22 protein-coding genes are annotated in these 19,322 nt (G+C 52.0%); 15 read left to right on the top strand and 7 right to left on the bottom strand.

All coding sequences use genetic code 11. The features are described 5' to 3' along the window. Positions 1-90 precede the first annotated feature (90 nt). From GYRE_RS11760 to GYRE_RS11720, 9 genes are all read left to right on the top strand, one after another. Positions 91-909, top strand: a complete 819-nt coding sequence (locus GYRE_RS11760; RefSeq protein ID WP_038255436.1) for a DUF932 domain-containing protein — start codon at positions 91-93, stop codon at positions 907-909. Positions 910-1,178: 269 nt separating this feature from the next. Then, positions 1,179-1,664 carry an antirestriction protein gene (locus tag GYRE_RS11755; RefSeq protein ID WP_038255434.1) on the top strand — a complete coding sequence of 162 codons (486 nt, stop codon included), beginning with the start codon at positions 1,179-1,181 and terminating at the stop codon, positions 1,662-1,664. 11 nt (positions 1,665-1,675) lie between these two features. After that, positions 1,676-2,155 carry a RadC family protein gene (gene radC, locus GYRE_RS11750; RefSeq protein ID WP_038255432.1) on the top strand — a complete coding sequence of 160 codons (480 nt, stop codon included), beginning with the start codon at positions 1,676-1,678 and terminating at the stop codon, positions 2,153-2,155. Between the two features lie 20 nt (positions 2,156-2,175). Then, positions 2,176-2,397 carry a DUF987 domain-containing protein gene (locus GYRE_RS11745; RefSeq protein WP_025203213.1) on the top strand — a complete coding sequence of 74 codons (222 nt, stop codon included), beginning with the start codon at positions 2,176-2,178 and terminating at the stop codon, positions 2,395-2,397. 23 nt (positions 2,398-2,420) lie between these two features. Then, complete coding sequence (locus tag GYRE_RS11740; protein ID WP_038255427.1) at positions 2,421-2,780, top strand: type IV toxin-antitoxin system YeeU family antitoxin; 360 nt, start codon at positions 2,421-2,423, stop codon at positions 2,778-2,780. A gap of 51 nt (positions 2,781-2,831) precedes the next feature. After that, the gene (locus tag GYRE_RS11735) at positions 2,832-3,194 is read left to right on the top strand and encodes a TA system toxin CbtA family protein (protein WP_038255425.1); all 363 of its coding nucleotides are present in this window, start codon (positions 2,832-2,834) and stop codon (positions 3,192-3,194) included. A 112-nt stretch (positions 3,195-3,306) separates the two neighbouring features. Next, entirely contained in the window at positions 3,307-3,684 is a 378-nt protein-coding gene (locus GYRE_RS11730; protein WP_038255424.1) for a TA system toxin CbtA family protein, read from the top strand. Continuing rightward, the gene (locus GYRE_RS11725) at positions 3,681-4,172 is read left to right on the top strand and encodes a DUF5983 family protein (protein WP_038255422.1); all 492 of its coding nucleotides are present in this window, start codon (positions 3,681-3,683) and stop codon (positions 4,170-4,172) included. The genes GYRE_RS11730 and GYRE_RS11725 overlap by 4 nt, the downstream gene beginning before the upstream one ends. A 29-nt stretch (positions 4,173-4,201) precedes the next feature. Beyond that, positions 4,202-4,405: a DUF957 domain-containing protein gene (locus tag GYRE_RS11720; RefSeq protein ID WP_038255419.1), complete on the top strand. Its 204-nt coding sequence runs from the start codon at positions 4,202-4,204 to the stop codon at positions 4,403-4,405. Positions 4,406-4,557: 152 nt separating this feature from the next. Here GYRE_RS11720 and GYRE_RS11715 read toward each other — a convergent pair whose 3' ends face one another. After that, positions 4,558-5,529, bottom strand: coding sequence for a glycosyltransferase (locus GYRE_RS11715; RefSeq protein WP_038255418.1), 972 nt, complete (start codon positions 5,527-5,529; stop codon positions 4,558-4,560). Positions 5,530-5,995: 466 nt separating this feature from the next. Here GYRE_RS11715 and GYRE_RS11710 point away from each other — a divergent pair, with 466 nt between their 5' ends. Continuing rightward, complete coding sequence (locus GYRE_RS11710) at positions 5,996-6,829, top strand: DUF4942 domain-containing protein (RefSeq protein WP_038255417.1); 834 nt, start codon at positions 5,996-5,998, stop codon at positions 6,827-6,829. Between the two features lie 189 nt (positions 6,830-7,018). Here the strand turns inward: GYRE_RS11710 and GYRE_RS11705 are convergent, their stop codons facing one another. The 4 genes from GYRE_RS11705 to GYRE_RS11690 all read right to left on the bottom strand — a co-directional run bounded on the left by GYRE_RS11705 (position 7,019) and on the right by GYRE_RS11690 (position 9,487). Further along, the gene (locus GYRE_RS11705) at positions 7,019-7,402 is read right to left on the bottom strand and encodes a DUF4354 family protein (RefSeq protein ID WP_038255415.1); all 384 of its coding nucleotides are present in this window, start codon (positions 7,400-7,402) and stop codon (positions 7,019-7,021) included. Between the two features lie 60 nt (positions 7,403-7,462). Then, positions 7,463-8,116 carry a deoxynucleoside kinase gene (locus GYRE_RS11700; RefSeq protein ID WP_006818421.1) on the bottom strand — a complete coding sequence of 218 codons (654 nt, stop codon included), beginning with the start codon at positions 8,114-8,116 and terminating at the stop codon, positions 7,463-7,465. Positions 8,117-8,319: 203 nt separating this feature from the next. Beyond that, complete coding sequence (locus tag GYRE_RS11695; protein ID WP_038255413.1) at positions 8,320-8,835, bottom strand: ClbS/DfsB family four-helix bundle protein; 516 nt, start codon at positions 8,833-8,835, stop codon at positions 8,320-8,322. 115 nt (positions 8,836-8,950) lie between these two features. Then, positions 8,951-9,487, bottom strand: coding sequence for a tetratricopeptide repeat protein (locus GYRE_RS11690; RefSeq protein ID WP_038255411.1), 537 nt, complete (start codon positions 9,485-9,487; stop codon positions 8,951-8,953). Between the two features lie 164 nt (positions 9,488-9,651). On the opposite strand from GYRE_RS11690, the gene GYRE_RS11685 reads away from it, so the two are divergent. The 5 genes from GYRE_RS11685 to dtpD all read left to right on the top strand — a co-directional run bounded on the left by GYRE_RS11685 (position 9,652) and on the right by dtpD (position 17,479). Beyond that, entirely contained in the window at positions 9,652-10,278 is a 627-nt protein-coding gene (locus GYRE_RS11685; protein ID WP_038255410.1) for a CatB-related O-acetyltransferase, read from the top strand. Positions 10,279-10,454: 176 nt separating this feature from the next. Beyond that, positions 10,455-12,002: a lysine decarboxylation/transport transcriptional activator CadC gene (gene cadC / locus GYRE_RS11680; RefSeq protein ID WP_038255408.1), complete on the top strand. Its 1,548-nt coding sequence runs from the start codon at positions 10,455-10,457 to the stop codon at positions 12,000-12,002. Between the two features lie 365 nt (positions 12,003-12,367). Continuing rightward, positions 12,368-13,705 carry a cadaverine/lysine antiporter gene (gene cadB / locus GYRE_RS11675; RefSeq protein ID WP_006818426.1) on the top strand — a complete coding sequence of 446 codons (1,338 nt, stop codon included), beginning with the start codon at positions 12,368-12,370 and terminating at the stop codon, positions 13,703-13,705. A gap of 85 nt (positions 13,706-13,790) precedes the next feature. Next, positions 13,791-15,935: a lysine decarboxylase CadA gene (cadA, locus tag GYRE_RS11670; RefSeq protein WP_006818427.1), complete on the top strand. Its 2,145-nt coding sequence runs from the start codon at positions 13,791-13,793 to the stop codon at positions 15,933-15,935. A gap of 62 nt (positions 15,936-15,997) precedes the next feature. Beyond that, positions 15,998-17,479: a dipeptide permease DtpD gene (gene dtpD, locus GYRE_RS11665; protein ID WP_006818428.1), complete on the top strand. Its 1,482-nt coding sequence runs from the start codon at positions 15,998-16,000 to the stop codon at positions 17,477-17,479. Between the two features lie 41 nt (positions 17,480-17,520). Here dtpD and GYRE_RS11660 read toward each other — a convergent pair whose 3' ends face one another. Together GYRE_RS11660 and GYRE_RS11655 are read right to left on the bottom strand one after the other, a co-directional pair. Beyond that, complete coding sequence (locus GYRE_RS11660) at positions 17,521-18,255, bottom strand: EAL domain-containing protein (RefSeq protein WP_006818429.1); 735 nt, start codon at positions 18,253-18,255, stop codon at positions 17,521-17,523. Between the two features lie 22 nt (positions 18,256-18,277). Then, positions 18,278-19,318: a fimbrial protein gene (locus tag GYRE_RS11655; RefSeq protein ID WP_006818430.1), complete on the bottom strand. Its 1,041-nt coding sequence runs from the start codon at positions 19,316-19,318 to the stop codon at positions 18,278-18,280. Between the last annotated feature and the right edge of the window lie 4 nt (positions 19,319-19,322).

Here is a 19,322-nt window from a genome sequence, read left to right as displayed (position 1 = left end):
GCCCAAATACCCGCCACACCAACAGGCCATGTTCCCACAGGAGCATGGCTTTTTTGTTTATGCCGTTTTATCCACCATAAGGAATTAACCATGCGTTTAGCCAGCCGCTTCGGGCGGACAAACCAAATCCGCCGCGACCGCCCCTTAACCCGTGACGAACTGATGCAGTTCGTTCCCAGCGTCTTCAGTGAAGACAAACACACATCACGCTCAGACCGTTACAGCTATATACCGACTATTACTCTGCTGGAGAACCTGCAGCGTGAAGGTTTCGAACCCTTCTTCGCCTGCCAGTCGCGCGTTCGCGATCCTGAACGTCGGGAACACACCAAACACCTGCTGCGCCTGCGCCGGGCGGGTCAGATAAATGGCCAGCATGTGCCTGAAATCATTATTTTAAACAGCCACAATGGGGCGTCGAGTTTTCAGTTACTTCCAGGAATATTCAGAAGCGTATGCACCAACAGCCTCGTCTGCGGACAGTCCTTTGGCGAAATCAGAGTTCCGCACCGGGGCGATATTGTCGGGAAAGTGATTGAGGGGGCCTATGAAGTGCTCAGCGTCTTTGACAGGGTGGAAGAGAAGCGCGACGCCATGCAGTCGCTGCGGTTACCCCCACCGGCACAACACGCCCTGGCCGAAGCGGCGCTGACATATCGTTTTGGGGAAGAACACCAGCCGGTGACCGCTACGCAGATACTGACGCCACGACGGTATGAGGACCGCCAGGACGACCTGTGGACCATTTATAACCGCATTCAGGAATCGTTGTTGAAAGGCGGGATGAGCGGACGTACCGCACAGGGAAAACGTACCCACACCCGCGCGATTAACGGCATCGACGGCGACGTTAAGTTAAACAGGGCGTTGTGGGTGATGGCGGAAAGTCTGCTGGAGAGCATGAAGTAATGCCGCACATTCCCGATGGCGTGATTCAGGTGCCGCCATATCCGCTTTCACTGACCCACCGGACAGGCTGCCGCTCCGTCTCTGACGACGACCTGTGCGCCTGGTGCTCACATCTTCTCTACCGACCCGGTGAGCTCAGCCTGTGCAGCTTAAGTCTTCCCGAAGGCCTCTGGCCATCAAGTTGTGATGAGGATGGCTATGCGCACTCCTGCCCGTCATACCTGCTGAACCAGAACCCCCAACCCGATAAATAAACAAGGAAAACCACTATGACCGACATTATCAACCTGAACGATCCCCTCCCGCTACAGACACAACCTGCCGGTACCGGCTCTGCACCCGCGCTGACCGCCGCCCTCGTCCCGGACGAGCAGCGCGTGGCGTTCTGGCCTGAGCACTTCGGGCGCATACCGCAGTGGATAATCCTCGAACCGACCGTGTTCGCCTGGATGGACCGCTTCTGCGCTGACTACAGCGGCGGCATCTGGCAGTTTTTCACGCTGAGCAACGGCGGTGCGTTTATGGCCCCGGAAACTGACGACAATACCGATGAAAAATGGTCGCTGTTTAATACCATGAACGGCAACGGTGGTGAACTCAGCGCTGAAGCCGCAGGGATTGCCGTCTGTCTGATGACTTACAGCCACCACGCCATGCGCACCGAATGCGACGCCATGACGGAACACTATTACCGCCTTCGGGACTACGCGCTCGGTCACCCCGAATGCAGCGCCATCATGCACATCATCGACTGAGGTCAGCCGCTATGAAACAACAGTTACCGCTGTTTGCACGTGAATTAGCCCCTGCCGACCAGCAGACGGTCAGGGCAGCATTAACCCTGCTGGAATGCCAGCTACGCGAACCCGGCGCGTCATTTACGTCCAGCAATGCCGTCCGCGACTGGCTGCGCCTGCAGCTCGCCTCACTGGAGCGCGAAGAATTTACCGCACTCTTTCTCGATAACCAGCACCGCCTGATAGCCCACGAAACGCTCTTCACCGGCACCATCAACCATACGCAGGTCCATCCCCGGGAGGTGGTGAAAGCGGGGCTGAAGCATAACTGTGCCGCGGTCATTGTGGCGCACTGCCACCCGTCAGGGGTTGCCGAACCCAGCAATGCTGACCGTCAGGTCACTACGCGTCTTCAGCAGGCACTGGACCTGGTTGATATTCGTCTGCTGGACCATCTGGTGGTGGGCGGGATGGAGACCATCTCGTTTGCAGAGCGAGGCTGGCTGTAGCACAGGAGGAAAGTCACCCGATGAAAATTATCAGCAAGCGCCAGGCAATGGCGATATACCGCCAGCATCCGCAGTCCCGGTTGTTTCGCTTCTGCACAGGTAAGTACCAGTGGTCCGGCAGCGTCTGTCACTATGCCGGGCGGGAGGTGCAGGATATCCGGGGCGTGCTCGCGGTCTTCGCAGAACGCCGTCAGGACCGCAACGGCCCGTATGTCGTGTTGCGCAGCGTTACCCTGAATTAATTCACGTTTAAGGAAGGCTAAAATTGTCGAATAACATACCGGCAGTAAACCACAATATCGCCGAACCCTGGTGGGGGCTCAAACGCAATATCACACCCTGTTTTGGCGCTCGCCTGGTGCAGGAGGGTAACCATCTGCATTACCTCGCTGACCGCGCCAGCATCATCGGGACCTTCAGCGAGGCGGATTTACGCCATCTGGACCAGGCGTTTCCGCTGCTGTTGAAGCAAATGGAACTGATGCTCACCAGCGGTGAACTCACTCCCCGTCATCAGCACAGTGTGACCCTTTATGCAAAAGGACTGGTGTGTGAGGCCGATAGCCTCGGCTCGCACGGGTACATCTATCTCGCAATTTACCCGACACCTGCAACAACCGAATAAACCTTCTTACTGCTTACCTTCGTTTTTACCCATCAACAAAGAGATCCAATGATGAGAATTTATCCTGTCTCCGCAAAACGGGCCGCTGCAATTGAGCGGTTATCGCCTGTGCCACCGATTGCCGTGTGGCAGCGCCTCCTGACATATCTGCTGGACCGTCACTACGGTCTGACACTTAACGATACGCCGTTTGGCGATGACGGCGTTATCCAGGAATGCATTGACGCCGGTGATTCGCTGGTTGACGCCCTGAACGAGGTGGTTGAAGACGACGAGCTGGAGCGCATTGATAATCGGGGAAAATCGTTCCTGTCCGTCTCTCCGCCACTCACACCCGCAGATATCCTGAGCGCCCAAAACGCTGTTGGTCTGGCAGGCAACAGCGCCACCCTCATTATCAGCGGTCAGTCGTAAGCCAGAAGCTGACTCTCCGCCATCACACCTTCGCCTCGTACAGTCAGGCGATCCGCCGCACCAGTATCCGTTGTCGTAACGGTTGGCGTTTTTCTATTAACGGAGTAAACCAATGCAAACCCAACCACGATCCCAAACGCGGGAGGCACCGACACACCCGTCCCCCGTGGAGATCTGGCAACGGCTTCTGAGCCACCTGCTGGATCGTCACTATGGCCTTACGCTCAACGACACACCTTTCGGCAACGATGGCGTGATCCAGGAGCATATCGACGCAGGTATCTCACTGTGCGACGCGGTGAATTTTATCGTGGAAAAATATGGACTGGTTCGTACGGACCGCCATGGCTTCAGCGCAGAAACGCAGTCGCCGCTTCTCACCCGTATCGATATTCTCCGCGCCCGCAAAACCACCGGGCTGATGACCCGCAACGATTACAGAACGGTGACCGACATCACCACCGGTAAATACCGCGAGGTGCAGCCATGAAGCTGTCCCTCACCGTGGAAGCCGATACCATCAACGTTCTGGCCCTCAACATGGGCCGGGTCGTCGTTGATATTGATGGCATTGAATTATCTGAATTGATCGCCGCAGTAAACCAGAATGGCTGCACGCTGCGGATCGCAGATGAGCCGGGTACAGCAATCGTTGAATCACCATTGCCCCCCTATACGTCATTACCGGGGATCTGCTGCAGTACCGCGCACATCACGGCGGAAGACAATTCGCTGCTGTATGTACTGTCACATCAGGATCTGGATTTTGGCGAGTCAGAATGGATTCATTTTTCGGGATCAGGTTATCTGCTCCGCCTGGGCGCGTGGGCGTTTCCTGTGTTGCGGCTAAAAAGCCTCGGTTTGTCGAAAGCCTGTCGTAGCCTGGTGGTAACACTCATGCGTCGTTACTCCGTCAGCATTGTTCATCTGGATGCCTCTGGCGAACTGCTGCCTGGCTTCGCGACCTTTGACTGGTAGCTCAACCTCAATTGCCACAAGGCTTTCACATGCCGGAATTAACCACCGAAGCGGCGCTCATCATTCTGATTGAGTGGCTGCAGAACAACATCGATTGTAACAGCGAGATTGTCTTCGACAACGATGAAGACCGGACGGATTCGGCAGCGATGTTGCCATGGATTGAAAAGGCGCTTAAGGACGTTCGCGACCTCCGCCATCTTCAGCTTTTGCAACAGGCCAGTACAGATTAGCCACCGAACCGTACTCATCACTCGCATATAAGCACCAGCCCTCACCAGCTGGCGTTTTTTTAGCGATGTCGCTGCGACAGCGTCAGTGGGTTCCCGGTATGACGATTGGGGTGCGTCGTTTGTTACGGTGCAGAATTCGCGAGATCCACGGTTTAACCTTGCGCCTTCGACACCACGGCGGAGAAGTAAATTTTACGAACCAGCTTAAGGAGGAAGACGACATCACTCAGGCTGCTTATACCGGGCAGCAACTGGCGAAAGGCTATCCTTGTGCAAAAGCTGACACGCAGCGCTGGCTGGTGACTGACTTTGCGACGGTACAATCCGAGAAAATGGCGGCACTCCATCAGGGCATGCCTGACCAGTGCGCGTCGGGTTTCGTAGTGTTGCTGTTGTTCGCTCAGGGCGAGAATATCGGTAATCACGTCAATATAGCTGGCCGCACGGATATCGTAATAATCCGGGCGGTGGGTAATGGACGCAGGATTGCTGATGTAGGTGTAGTCCTGGCGGTCGGCGAAATAAAACCGACCATTTCCGGCAGCGAGGCGGATGGTCCAGAGAATATCTTTGTGGCTTTTGCCTTCCTGGAACCGCAGGTTATGCTCCCGGATATACGCCGAGCGGATTATCTGCAGCCACAGGTAATGCGGCCATTCGCGCTGCTTCACGCAGTGGCGTATCCACTCCTGACCGCTGAGCGTCTGGCCGTAAGGCTGTTTGTGGTGCTCGGGGGAGCGATGGTGACCGGCACTGTCGGCCCGCCAGCCACTGAACACGGCAACATCGGCCTGAGCTTCATGAGCCGTGTGCAATCGTTCCCGCAAAAATCCGTCTGCTATCTGGTCATCAGCATCCAGGAACACCACCCACTCGCCGCCGTGAACCGCCAGCGCGGCGTTACGTGCGGCATATACCCCCTGATTTTCCTGATGAATAAGCATCAGCCGCTCATCGGTGATGGCGCTGAGTATGGCCCACGTTTCGTCGGTGGAGCCGTCATCCACAACTATCACCTCCATGCTGAGCGTTTGCTCACTCAGCAGCTTATACACCAGGCGGCCGATGGTGGCCTGCGCATTGAAGGCCGGGATAATGACGCTGACATCAATTTCAGGCTGCATACAGGGCTACGCTTTCCCTTCGCTGTCATCTTTCCGACGCCTGACGGGGAGAATGTGTTTTTCCCTGATTTCCTGCTCAGCATCAAATAAACATTCGTCGCAGAATTCTTTATCGAGTCCGAAAAACCGGTCCAGAACACACCTTTTCTTATTACAGCGTGCGCATCTTTTCATTACTTCATCCGTTACGTTATTTCGCTGCCCTGTTCACAGGGTAAAAGGCGGTCGCCCCTCGTTAAGACAGGAAATGGATTGATAAACAATCAGTTAAACTCGTTTTCGGGATTGTGGCACAGGGATAACCAGGCTGAATAATTCATTTTTGCAGATCAATTTTCGAAAATCGATCGGTTACATCGATCGATGGTTGCGCCCCACTGTTTTACCCGCTACCCCGTTGAACCTGCTGACCCACAACACCTGGCCCACATTCGTTGCGGGCCTTTTCTATTTATGGAGATTAAATATGCAGACTGAAGCCGAAGTACTCACCGATCATACCGACGTGATTTGCTCGACCAGCATTGAGCGCATCGTCACCGGGCGTAACGCTGCACTGGCGCAGATTGAAGTGCTCATGCAACAGCTTGGTGATATTTCTGCACTAACTGACAGTATTGGCGGGGGCAAAGCGAATGAATGGGGAGTGCGGCAATACCGTTACGACTGCTGGCTGATGGAGGAACCCGAAACCGCGATGAAGGCGATCACCTGCAATATTGATCGTGGTATATGGCGAGAGCTGATGCAACAGTCCGGAATGCTTTCGCTTATGGACGCTCAGGCGCGTGACCAGTGGTACAACAGTCTGGAAAAGGACGACATTCCTGCCGTCAGTGAAAAGAATATTCTGAGTACGTTCGAGCAATTACATCTGAATAAAGGCGAGGTGTTTGAACGGGGCGTCATCAACGTATTTAAAGGGCTGAGCTGGGATTTCAAAACGAATAGCCCCTGCAAGTTTGAAACAAAAATTATCGTTAGCGGGCTGGTCAAATGCGACCGGTGGGGATTTGGGCTTAACTGGGGCTGGCAGCGTGACCGCCTGGCTGACCTTGAGCGCATGCTGATGCTTCTCGATGGAAAACCCGTCCCCGACAACCGCGCTGATGTTACCCGCCGCCTGGGCGATCATATCCATGATGACAGGCACAGCAATCGTTACGAGGATGAGATGTTTGCGATAAAATACTTTCAGAAGGGAACAGCCCATATCACCTTTAAACGACCTGAGCTGGTCGATAAACTGAATGACATCATCGCCCGGCACTATCCGGGGGCTTTGCCATCTCAATCTTGATGTAGAATAAGAAGGTAAGTCGTTGGCTTCCTTATTTAGTCATCCAACTTAAGTGGTTTGTCGCTGAAATGAAGCGAGGCGAATTTTGTATAGTAATGTGTATAGGCTTTGCTTTGTGCATTGTTAACAACTTGATTTAAAATGAATTATGTTCATTCATTCGATTCCCTTCGCCCGCTCCAGCTCTCTTCACGACGAGCAGTCAGCAGAAATTTTCACCAGCGTAGCCTGAAGTATCTCACTATCTTCTGATGCAAATACTGCAATACCTTTTGTGGGTCTGCCATATTTTAACATCCCGGTAGCTATTTCTTCATCGATGGTATCAAGCTTATATTCTTTATTTTTCGCCGAATAAGCCTTCAGGCATAGTTTTGACAGGTCAACGGTATCACCGGATAATTTTGCTAATTCAACCTCAAAAGTTTTGGTAAATACACTCTGGCCGCCAATCGAAATTGAGCCGTTAGACTTTTCTGTTGAATAGACGGCAATGTTATCCGTGGGTGAGGCATATGCTGAAAAGCAAAACCCGGAAAGAATAACTGACGCAGCGATGTGAGAAAGTTTCATATTTATCTCTCTGTAGTTAACTAAATTTTGCAGGTGATATAAATCTATTATAATGAAATTTTATAATCCCGGACTTAATTGTGGCCTTTTGAAATTTTTAATAATTGATTTAGCAAGCGTTAAAGGACACGCATATCCCGACTTTATTTTATGTGTTAATAACCTTGAGCCATACTGTCTGACTATCTGTGGCAGGCAAGCATCATGAAATGCCTTCAGATCCTTAAAGTACTCAATGGTGTAGTTCAGCTCCGCCTGGCGAGCCCGCTTCATGCAGTCGCTGAAGCAGGAGTTGACGTTCCGGTCCAGGTACACCACCAGATCAATCTTCGGGTATGAACGCATGTACTCCTTAATACGGTAGAAGTAGGTCATGTACTTTGCCGAGGGTTGTTCTGTCATTAAAAAACTCGCATGACAAAAAACGATATCACTATACAGCGAACGCTCAATCACGTAGTTCCCGTCAGGAAGGTTCTTTAATAACCCCTGGCGGCTATGAGTAATATACAGCTGGAACATAATGCGCGCATCGGCGTCTAATGGGTTGTCAACAAAAGCCTGGAGAAGTTCAAGGAATAGAGGATCTTTATCCACGGGTTCCTCGATGGCTTTCCATATATATCCTGACCTTTTTGACAGTATATTGACGAGCGGTTTAAGGAGCGTTGTTTTACCGGCAGCGATGTTTGCCTCAATAGCAACAATTTTCATCTTTCTTCCTTTTAAGTAAGAATGTTAAGTTCCACTGATTCAGAGAAGTTGAATAAATAACGGCAGTTAGTCATGACTCACTAAGTTGTATTAATAATACATGTTATAACGTAGGCGACAACCCTGAGATGATAGCAATTCTCATCACCATTTATGCTCTGTTTAGGCATTGTTGGTAAGTCGTTATGGTGGCTGGGTTTCTGCTACAGACTGACCTGATGTTCTTTAGCCCACTTCCTGAGTCGCCCACAGGCGTTGGTGTAGGGGGAAGAGGTGTTGAACGAAATCATCCTGCCCATCGTCCATTTGGTGTACCAGGTTTTCCCGTACAGCTCGTGATCGCTGCGCGCTTCGATCAGAACAATGATCTCTGTTTTCAACGAATGGAGTTCGGCTATCAAAGTGGAGAGGTCTTCACCTTCATGATCCTGATAGAACTTTTGCGCGAGAAGGCCAAGCTGGTTCCATTTGTAGCCGGTTTCCGGGAAATCGACGGGTTTCCCGGCGTCGCTGAGGGTAATCCACTTGATGACCAGGCTGTTCCAGCCAATCAGATAGGCGACGAGATCGCAGACGCTCATCTGCGTGTTTTTCGCGTGACCCTCCATTGTCCGGACCGGGGCACCGCGCTTTGGTACTGCACTGAGGTAGCGCATGAGTTTATCGAAGCTTGTGTCGATGGCTGTCAGCAGCTGCGCTTTGTTTCCGGGTACGCCCATAAAATCCCTTTCCGTATTGTGGGAATATCCTCGGTAGTCTGGCAGCTTAGTGGCTTTTTGGCGATGTCTGGCAGGCAGGAAGTGCGGACTTCATCACTTCCTGCCTGAGGCAAACTTATGATTCAGGGTGTCCGTCGATAGCTGCCTTCAAATCACGATACTCTTCACAGGAGGTACCACAGATTGTTTTGATGGTGGCCAGCTCCTGTTTCGCGAGATCGGGGCGTCCTTTCACCATCCAGGCTTCACCGAGATATTCGCGTACTTTGGCGTAGTGTGGATCGAGGGCGATAGAGCGCTGATAGTAGCTAATTCCTTCATCCGTGCGTCCGAGCTTACGTGTTGCATAGCCCCGGTAGTTCCAGGCTTCACGCGTGTTGGGCTGTTGTAGAGTATCAAGCAAATTGATAGCGTCCTGATAGTGCCCGGTTTTTGCCAGGTGATACGCGTACTGCGTTTTGTCCTGATCGTTTAGCATGCTGCTTTTTTCCGGCAAACAGTTTTTAGTTTTGCTGTCGTAGACCTGGCCCTTCGGACAGGTCGGGGTGGTAGTATCATTATTCCCCATCGCGTTCGCTGAAATGGAATAGAGAAGTCCGCCGGAGACCAGGCATAGCAATGGTAGTAGCTTAGTGACGAGTTGCATTTTCATGATCCAGTCCTGTCTTTGTACGATTGAAGGTCCCGGCATGGCGTAAACCGCCGGGCCAGAGGGCGGTAATCATCCCTGAAGTCAGAAAATTGACCTGCCGTTTATTTTTTATCCGTCATACTGACGGTGATAATAATTAAACTGATAAATCAAAGGACTACATTATGACCGAGAAACACTGGTCAAGAACCGAACGACTCCACCAGACGGTAACCAACCCCAATATCCTGATCAAAGGAACACACAGTTATTACAGCGACTGCTGGGATAACGGCTTCGAACGTTCTGTGGTGCGCTATCTGCACGGCGATTCGGTGAGCCAGCAGTGGGAGCCGTTGGGCCACCTCGATAAGCTAATTATCGGCAATTTTGTCTGTATTGGTGCGGAAACTGCCATTCTGATGGGGGGAAACAGCACCCACCGCATGGACTGGGCCAGCCTGTATCCTTTTATGGAGTCTATTCAGGCGTCTTACCAGCACCGGGGTGATACCGTGCTGAAGGATGGTTGCTGGATTGGTATGCGCGCAATGATTATGCCGGGTGTCACGATCGGTGAAGGGGCCGTTGTGGCTGCGGGTGCCGTAGTGACCAAAGACGTTGCGCCTTATGCGGTGGTTGGCGGGAATCCGGCTGCCTTTATCAAATACCGCTTTCCGCAGGCTGATGTCGAACGCCTGCTGACTCTCGATCTCTATTCACTTCCTGAAGAGACCATCGTCAGCCTGCAACCGTTACTTTCCAGTTCCAATTTTGCGGCTCTGGAGGAGGCGGTGAAAGCCCTGCGCTAACTCCGTGTATTTATTAGAAAGTCCTTAATTTCCTGTCAACATTTTGGGCCTGATCCCAGGAAGTAATAGGGCTTTCGGCAGAATTGCCTACGCAGAAGGTCGTAAGCCTCATAATTGTCAGGTGGTGAGATGTGCTATCATCCCGCCTTTCCCTTCTCGTTTTGGGGCTTTTTTTTATGCAACAGCCTGTTGTCCGCGTCGGAGAATGGCTGGTCACGCCTGCCGTAAATCAAATCAGTCGGCAGGGTCGCCAGTTAACACTTGAACCGCGCTTAATTGACCTTTTGGTATTTTTTGCTCGTCATCCTGATGAAGTATTAAGCAGGGATGAGCTTATTGACCATGTCTGGACCCGCAACGTTGTGACCAGCCACGTGGTCACTCAAAGTATCTCGGAGTTGCGCAAATCACTGAAAGATGGCGACGATAATAGCCCGGAGTATATTGTCACCGTGCCGAAGCGGGGTTACAAGCTGACGGCGTCGGTCATCTGGTGTACGGAAGAGGGGGAAGAACCGGGTCCGGTGATCGCCTCCGGGTTTGAGACCCGGACACCAGCAGAGCCTACTGCCTTCGCCGCCGCGCCGAATATCACGGTATCTGCTCCTCCGGTTAATCCTGAAGACCCGCCCCCCAAACGTCCGCAACGCCGTGTGGCTACCTTTTGGGTGTGGTGCCTGTTTATCCTGGCGCTCGGCTCCTGCGTAGCGCTGGTTGCGATGTCCACCTTCAGTTCGCGTCCGGCTATTACCAAAACACGGATGATGCTGAACCCGCGCGATATCGATATTCGTCTGGTGAACGGTAATTCCTGTAATAACTGGACGTCGCAGCGCTCCTATGCGGTAGGGTTGGGGAGCCTGGTCACCACTACGCTCAACACCTACTCAACGTTCATGGTGCATGACAAAACCAACTACAACTTCAATGAACCGAGTAGTTCGGGGAAAACGCTCACTATTGAGTTCGTCAACCAACGACACTACCGGGCGCAGCAGTGCTTTATGTCGGTGCAGCTTATCGACAACGCTGACGGTTCATCGATGCTTGATAAGCGCTACTTTATTACCCGCGATAATCAGATCAATATTCAGAATGATTTACTGACAAGCCTTGCGGATGCATTGAAGCAGCCGTGGGTAGAAGGTATGCAGGGCGTGCTGCAGCAATTCCAGCCATCACAAAACCAGTCATTAACGGATTTCTATGAAGCACACCAGTATTTAATGAACGGCGATGTTGCCTCTTTAAGTAAAGCCAGCGATCTGCTGGACCGTACTATTAAACGTACGCCAGAGTTTACTTATGCCTATGCAGAAAAAGCGTTGGTGGATGTACTACAACATTCACAGCAACCGCTTGATGGTAACAATCTTTCGGCGTTGTATGACGAAATTTCACAAGTCGAAAATATGCCGGGGTTAAAACAGACTGCGGTTATCTATCAAATTAAGACGATTGACCTGCTGGGCAAAGGCAATGTCAATGAGGCGTTCACGGCGATTAATACCGGTATCGACTTAGAAATGTCCTGGCTCAATTATGTACTGCTAGGTAAGGTCTATGAGATGAAAGGCGCCAATCGCCAGGCTGCCGATGCCTATCTCACGGCCTTCAATTTACGTCCTGGTGAGAACACCTTGTACTGGATTGAAAACGGTGTATTCCAGACTTCTATTACCCGCGTTGTTCCTTATCTGGACAATTTCCTCTCTGCAGAATAAGTAAATCCTCATCATGCTATTTTACGTAGCATGATGAGGTTAAATTTATGTTTCTCATGAGCATCCCAATTGTTATATCAAGACAACCATTGTAACCTCTGGTGCAACAGGTTTTTAACGCTGTTGTTCATGTGTAAGTTACTGTAATTATTGTATGTTTATCTTTTTATGATGTCAGCTTGTCATGTTTATGTGTTAACTCAGAATTCTCAAGATGTCATTTGTTTCAGGTTTGCCATTAATTCACCTAATCCTTAGGACTTACTCCATAAGAATCATTAATCTTGTTGCCAGTCGGTCGGATCAATAAACGGTATGCATCAAGATCCGCACCTCCAAAGTCAAAACTCAGGAGAAAACGCAACATGAGTTCAGCCAAAAAGATCGGGCTATTTGCCTGTACCGGCGTAGTGGCTGGTAATATGATGGGGAGTGGGATTGCTTTATTACCTGCGAACCTGGCAAGTATTGGTAGTATTGCCATCTGGGGTTGGGTGATTGCTATTATTGGTGCAATGTCTTTGGCTTATGTATATGCCCGACTGGCCACCAAAAACCCGCAAGAGGGTGGCCCAATTGCATATGCAGGGGAAATTTCTCCAGCGTTTGGTTTCCAGACCGGTGTCCTTTATTACCATGCAAACTGGATCGGTAACCTGGCAATCGGTATTACCGCAGTATCTTACCTCTCTACCTTCTTCCCTATTTTAAATAACCCAGTTCCAGCCGGTATCGCATGTATTGCTATCGTCTGGGTGTTTACCTTCGTGAATATGCTCGGTGGTACCTGGGTAAGCCGCCTGACCACTATTGGTCTGGTACTGGTACTTATTCCGGTAGTAATGACTGCCGTTGTCGGCTGGCACTGGTTTGATGTTGCCACTTATCAGGCAAACTGGAATACCTCTCAGACCACTGATGGTCACGCCATTATTAAAAGTATTCTGCTCTGCCTGTGGGCGTTCGTCGGTGTTGAATCTGCCGCAGTAAGTACCGGTATGGTGAAAAACCCGAAACGTACCGTACCGCTGGCAACCATGCTGGGCACCGCGATGGCTGGTATCGTGTATATCGCTGCAACTCAGGTTATCGCAGGTATGTACCCGGCCTCTCAGATGGCTGCTTCTGGTGCGCCGTTCGCCATCAGTGCTTCAACTATCCTCGGCGGCTGGGCTGCTCCGATGGTTTCTGCCTTCACCGCATTCGCTTGTCTGACCTCTCTGGGCTCCTGGATGATGCTGGTAGGCCAGGCCGGTAAACGTGCTGCCGACGACGGTAACTTCCCGAAAATCTACGGCGAAACTGACAACAATGGTATTCCGAAAAAAGGCCTGCTGCTGGCTGCGGTGAAAATGACCGTGCTGATGGTGCTGATTACCATGATGAACTCCAGCGGTGGTAAAGCCTCTGACCTGTTCGGCATGCTGACCGGTATCGCGGTACTGCTGACCATGCTGCCTTACTTCTACTCCTGTGTTGACCTGATTCGCTTCGAAGGCTTCAACATGCGCAACATCGTGAGCCTCGTGTGTTCCGTACTGGGTTGCGTGTTCTGCTTTATCGCCCTGATGGGTGCAAGCTCCTTCGAACTGGCCGGTACCTTTATCGTCAGCCTGATCATCCTGATGTTCTACGGCCGCAAAATGCACGAACGTCAGCACAAGAATGAATCCGCAGAAGCTAAAACAGCTGACGCTCACTAATTAGTTACTAAACCCATTTCTCGCTGCTCCTCCTGCACCTGTCACCACGTGACGGGAGGGGCACTCTACATCTGGAGATACGACTATGAACGTTATTGCAATAATGAATCACATGGGGGTTTACTTCAAAGAAGAACCCATTCGTGAACTGCATCGTGCACTGGAAGGTCTTAATTTCCGCATCGTGTACCCGAATGACCGCGAAGACCTGCTGAAACTTATCGAAAACAATGCGCAGCTGTGCGGTGTGATTTTCGACTGGGATAAATACAACCTCGAGCTGTGCGAAGAAATCAGCGAAATGAACGAATACATGCCGCTGTATGCGTTCGCTAACACTTACTCTACTCTGGACGTTAGCCTGAACGATCTGCGCATGCAGGTTCGCTTCTTCGAATATGCCCTGGGCGCCGCTGACGATATCGCAGCAAAAATCCGACAGAACACCGACGAGTACATCGACACCATTCTGCCGCCGCTGACCAAAGCGCTGTTCAAATATGTTCGTGAAGGTAAATATACTTTCTGTACCCCAGGCCACATGGGCGGTACTGCTTTCCAGAAAAGCCCGGTAGGTAGCCTGTTCTATGATTTCTTCGGTGCTAACACCATGAAATCTGACATCTCCATTTCTGTGTCTGAACTGGGTTCTCTGCTTGACCATAGCGGTCCGCATAAAGAAGCTGAAGAGTACATCGCTCGCGTGTTCAACGCTGAACGCAGCTACATGGTGACCAACGGGACCTCTACGGCAAACAAAATCGTCGGGATGTATTCTGCTCCGGCAGGCAGCACCGTGCTGATTGACCGTAACTGCCACAAATCGCTGACCCATCTGATGATGATGAGCGATATCACTCCGCTGTACTTCCGTCCGACCCGTAACGCTTACGGTATCCTCGGTGGTATCCCGCAGAGCGAATTCCAGCACGCAACTATCGCTAAACGCGTTAAAGAAACTCCGAACGCGACTTGGCCGGTACACGCCGTTATCACTAACTCCACCTATGATGGTCTGCTGTACAACACGGATTTCATCAAGAAAAACCTGGATGTGAAATCCATCCACTTTGACTCTGCATGGGTGCCTTACACCAACTTCTCTCCGATCTACGAAGGTAAGTGTGGTATGAGCGGTGGCCGTGTTGAAGGTAAAGTGATTTACGAAACTCAGTCTACGCACAAACTGCTGGCGGCGTTCTCCCAGGCTTCCATGATCCACGTGAAAGGTGACGTTAACGAAGAAACCTTCAACGAAGCGTTCATGATGCACACCACCACTTCTCCGCACTACGGTATCGTGGCTTCCACCGAAACCGCAGCGGCGATGATGAAGGGTAATGCCGGTAAGCGCATGATCAGCGGCTCTATCCAGCGCGCAATCAAGTTCCGTAAAGAAATCAAACGCCTGAAAGGTGAGTCTGACGGCTGGTTCTTCGACGTATGGCAGCCGGAGCACATCGATGAGCCGGAATGCTGGCCGCTGCGTTCTGACAGCGCATGGCACGGTTTCAAAAACATCGATAACGAACACATGTACCTTGACCCGATCAAAGTCACCATTCTGACTCCGGGGATGAAGAAAGACGGTACCATGGATGACTTCGGTATCCCGGCAAGCATCGTGGCGAAATACCTCGATGAGCACGGCATCATTGTTGAGAAAACCGGTCCGTACAACCTGCTGTTCCTGTTCAGCATCGGTATCGACAAAACCAAAGCACTGAGCCTGCTGCGTGCACTGACTGACTTCAAACGTGCGTTCGACCTGAACCTGCGTGTGAAAAACATGCTGCCGTCTCTGTACCGTGAAGATCCTGAGTTCTATGAAAACATGCGTATTCAGGACCTGGCACAGAACATCCACAAACTGGTTGAGCATCACAACCTGCCGGATCTGATGTTCCGCGCCTTCGAAGTGCTGCCGAAAATGATCGTCACTCCGTACACCGCGTTCCAGAAAGAACTGCACGGTGATGTGGAAGAGGTTTACCTCGAAGAGATGGTCGGTCGCGTCAACGCCAACATGATCCTGCCGTATCCTCCGGGAGTTCCGCTGGTGATGCCAGGTGAGATGATCACTGAAGAAAGCCGTCCGGTTCTGGAGTTCCTGCAGATGCTGTGCGAAATCGGTGCTCACTACCCGGGCTTCGAAACCGATATCCACGGTGCGTATCGCCAGGCTGATGGTCGTTACACCGTTAAAGTGCTGAAAGAAAACACTAAATAAGTTGTAGCACTAGAGGGAGGTGGCTTTGCCACTTCCCTTTTTTTCTGGCGCAAGGAGATGACATGAAAACACCCTCACAACCGCGCGCGATCTATTACATCGTGGCGATTCAAATCTGGGAATACTTCAGCTTTTACGGCATGCGTGCCTTACTTATCTTGTACCTCACTCATCAGCTTGGCTTCGACGACAGCCGTGCTATCAGTCTCTTCAGCGCCTACGCGTCTCTGGTTTACGTTACCCCTATTCTCGGCGGCTGGCTTGCCGACCGCTTACTCGGCAATCGCATGGCGGTGATTGTCGGTGCACTCTTGATGACGCTGGGTCATGTGGTGCTGGGCGTGGAATCTGATTCTCTGTGGAGCCTGTACCTGGCACTGGCCATCATCATCTGCGGCTACGGCCTGTTTAAATCGAACATCAGCTGCCTGCTGGGTGAACTGTACTCCCTTGATGACAAACGGCGCGATGGCGGTTTCTCCCTGCTGTACGCTGCGGGTAATGTCGGATCTATCGCGGCCCCTATTGTCTGCGGCCTGACGGCACACTGGTACGGCTGGCACGTCGGTTTCGCACTGGCCGGGATCGGCATGTTTATCGGCCTGATGATTTTCCTGAGCGGTCACAAACATTTCCGTGATACTCGCGGTGTCGATAAACCCGCGCTGTGTGCCACAAAGTTTGTGTTGCCGACCTGGGGCTGGCTGCTGGTGATGCTGTGCTTTGCGCCTGTGTTCTTCACGCTGCTGCTGGAAAACAACTGGTCGGGTTATCTGCTGGCGATCGTCTGCATTTTTGCCGCTCAGATAGTGGCGCGGATCATGATCAAATCTCCGCATCATCGCCGTGCGCTGTGGCAAATTGTCTTGCTGATGCTGACCGGGACGCTGTTCTGGGTGCTGGCGCAACAGGGCGGGAGTTCAATCAGCCTGTTTATCGATCGCTTTGTCGATCGCCGCTGGTTTAGCTTCGAAGTACCGACCGCGCTGTTCCAGTCGGTTAACGCGATGGCGGTGATGACCGCAGGCGTGGTACTGGCATGGGTGGTGACGTCTAAAAGTCGCGGTAATTCGCTACTCAGAGTGTGGCTGAAATTTGCCTTCGGTCTGACGCTAATGGGTTCTGGCTTTATGCTGCTGGCTCTCAATGCGCGTCAGGGGCAGGTCGACGGTCAGGCCTCAATGGGGATGATGATCGCAGGCCTCGCGCTGATGGGCTTTGCCGAGCTCTTTATCGATCCGGTGGCGATGGCACAGATAACCCGCCTCAATATGCCGGGTGTTAATGGCGTGCTGACCGGTATCTATATGCTGGCGACAGGTGCCGTTGCGAACTGGCTTGCCGGGGTTGTTGCTCAGGAAACCACTGAATCGCAGATTAGCGAATCTGCGATTACCGCCTACGGTCACTTCTTCTCACAGATGGGGGAGTGGACGCTTGCCTGCGTGGCGTTGATTGTGCTGGTGGTGCTGAGTGGACGTCTGCTGCTGAGTCTGCGGGCGAAAAATCGCGCGCCGTGCCTGCAGGAATTGCCTCGCGATTAAGTACCTGTGTTACAAATAAAAGCTGGCGACTGCCAGCTTTTTTATTGTCCGGAAACCAGGGGCAGGGGAACGAGCGGCGGCGTACTGGCCACCAGCGCCTCTATGCTGCTCTCCTGCCACAGCATCCCCTGAAGTGCAAACCAGGGCATATCGGCAAGCCATTGCCGGTGCGCCTCGGTCTCAACGCCTTCGACAATCACCAGATGATGATTTGCGCTGAAGTAGCGTAGCAGGGACGACATCAGCTCCTGACCGTTATTTTTCTCGAACAGGCTCCACAGCAGGCACTTGTCGGTTTTGATAAAGCGGAACGGTTGAACTGCCAGTGCGCTAAAGCCTGCAAACCCGGCGCCGAAATCATCGAGCCAGAAAGAGTACTTCTCGCTTAACGCCCTGGAGGTAGGGTGATGACGGGTGAGGGTGCGGGAAAATTCGTTAACTTCAAAATGCAGACAACCGATGGCGTTAACGCGCTCTGAGATGAATTCGTTATCCAGCGTCATCAGCGTCTGCTCGTCGATATTTAACGTTACCATGACGTTGTTATCGCAAAACCAGCTCTGATAGCGCGCCACCAGCGCTATCTGTTCCAGGAGAATATCCGTGCGTAACGCTTCGGAGGCATGAGCGAAGAAGTGCTCAACCTCCGTAGAATGGCCATACTTCAGCGGGTCGAGCCGCGACAGGCACTCAACAGCAATAAGTCTCCCTTCGCGATCGAACATCGGCTGAAAAACATAACGCATTCCGGTCGATTTAGTGGCCATCATCGTCATTTTGCGGCACTACCACGCTGGTCTATTTAAAGGTGACATCAATATTGGCGGAAGCGTTAAACGTACCTTCTTTCGGGGTGGCACTCAGCCATTTCAGGCTTGCCAGGAAATTGGTGCTGATAACGCTGCCGTTAACATAACCCAGCGTCTGCGGGGTATTCATTGGGATCCATGTGGTTGGGGTATCCGCTTTAGAGATAAGGATCCCGAAACCGCTGTTGTTGGTTGGCAGAATAGTATTGGTATCCTGCGTCGGATAAGTGGTGCTGAAGCTCGCCATCAACGTTTTACCCTGGCAATCCTGGCCGGCACCGGTGAGGTTGGCCTGAATCGAGAACGGCATCTGTTTTTCGATTTTGCCAACAACCGCGTTACGCGCTGGGATCTTGCCAAAGTTCACGGTGGTGCCATTGTTCGCGACAACCGTTATCTGCGGGTTGCAGGAGATAAAGCGGATGTTGCCAAGCCCGGTCAGATAAGAGCGGAAGTTGCTGTTCGGACGGGTGTTCAGGCCACCTACGCCATCCACCTGAAACAGAGCATACTGCTTATTATCGTTAATCTGTCCGCTTTGCGGCGGTGGGTTACCGGTGGCTTTGATATACACCGAATATTCCACTTTTACCGTCTGCGACGTTGCCGGGCTTTTACAACCACCGCGTCCGTCCGGGCGGCACACGGTACCTGGACCTACCAGAGTATTGCTCTGACCGGTCGGGTTATAGTCGATACTCTTGAAGGTAACGCCCACTTCCAGGGAGTTGTGGATGCTTTGTACTGTTTTGGTCGGGTCCCACCACAGATAGGCGTTCTCACCTTTTGGAAAGCCGTCAGTATCTTCACACTTGAAGGTGGATGAGAAGGTCTGGGAGCGCCACAGCAGCTGGCCCGGCTGCAGGTTAGCCGTCGATACGTTGATCGGCTGATCCAGTGAAATAATCTGCTGCGCGCTGCCGGTGAAGGCATCCTTACAGGAGAGCGCAAAGCTGCTGCTGGAGAACAGCGCTGCAAACAAGGAGAACAGGATCAATCCGGCCCGGGACAGTTTGTTGAAAAAGCACATCGTC

The sequence above is a fragment of the Yokenella regensburgei ATCC 49455 genome, from assembly GCF_000735455.1.
In the GTDB taxonomy this organism is placed as follows: domain Bacteria; phylum Pseudomonadota; class Gammaproteobacteria; order Enterobacterales; family Enterobacteriaceae; genus Yokenella; species Yokenella regensburgei.
This window is presented reverse-complemented; position numbering and strand designations above follow the sequence as displayed.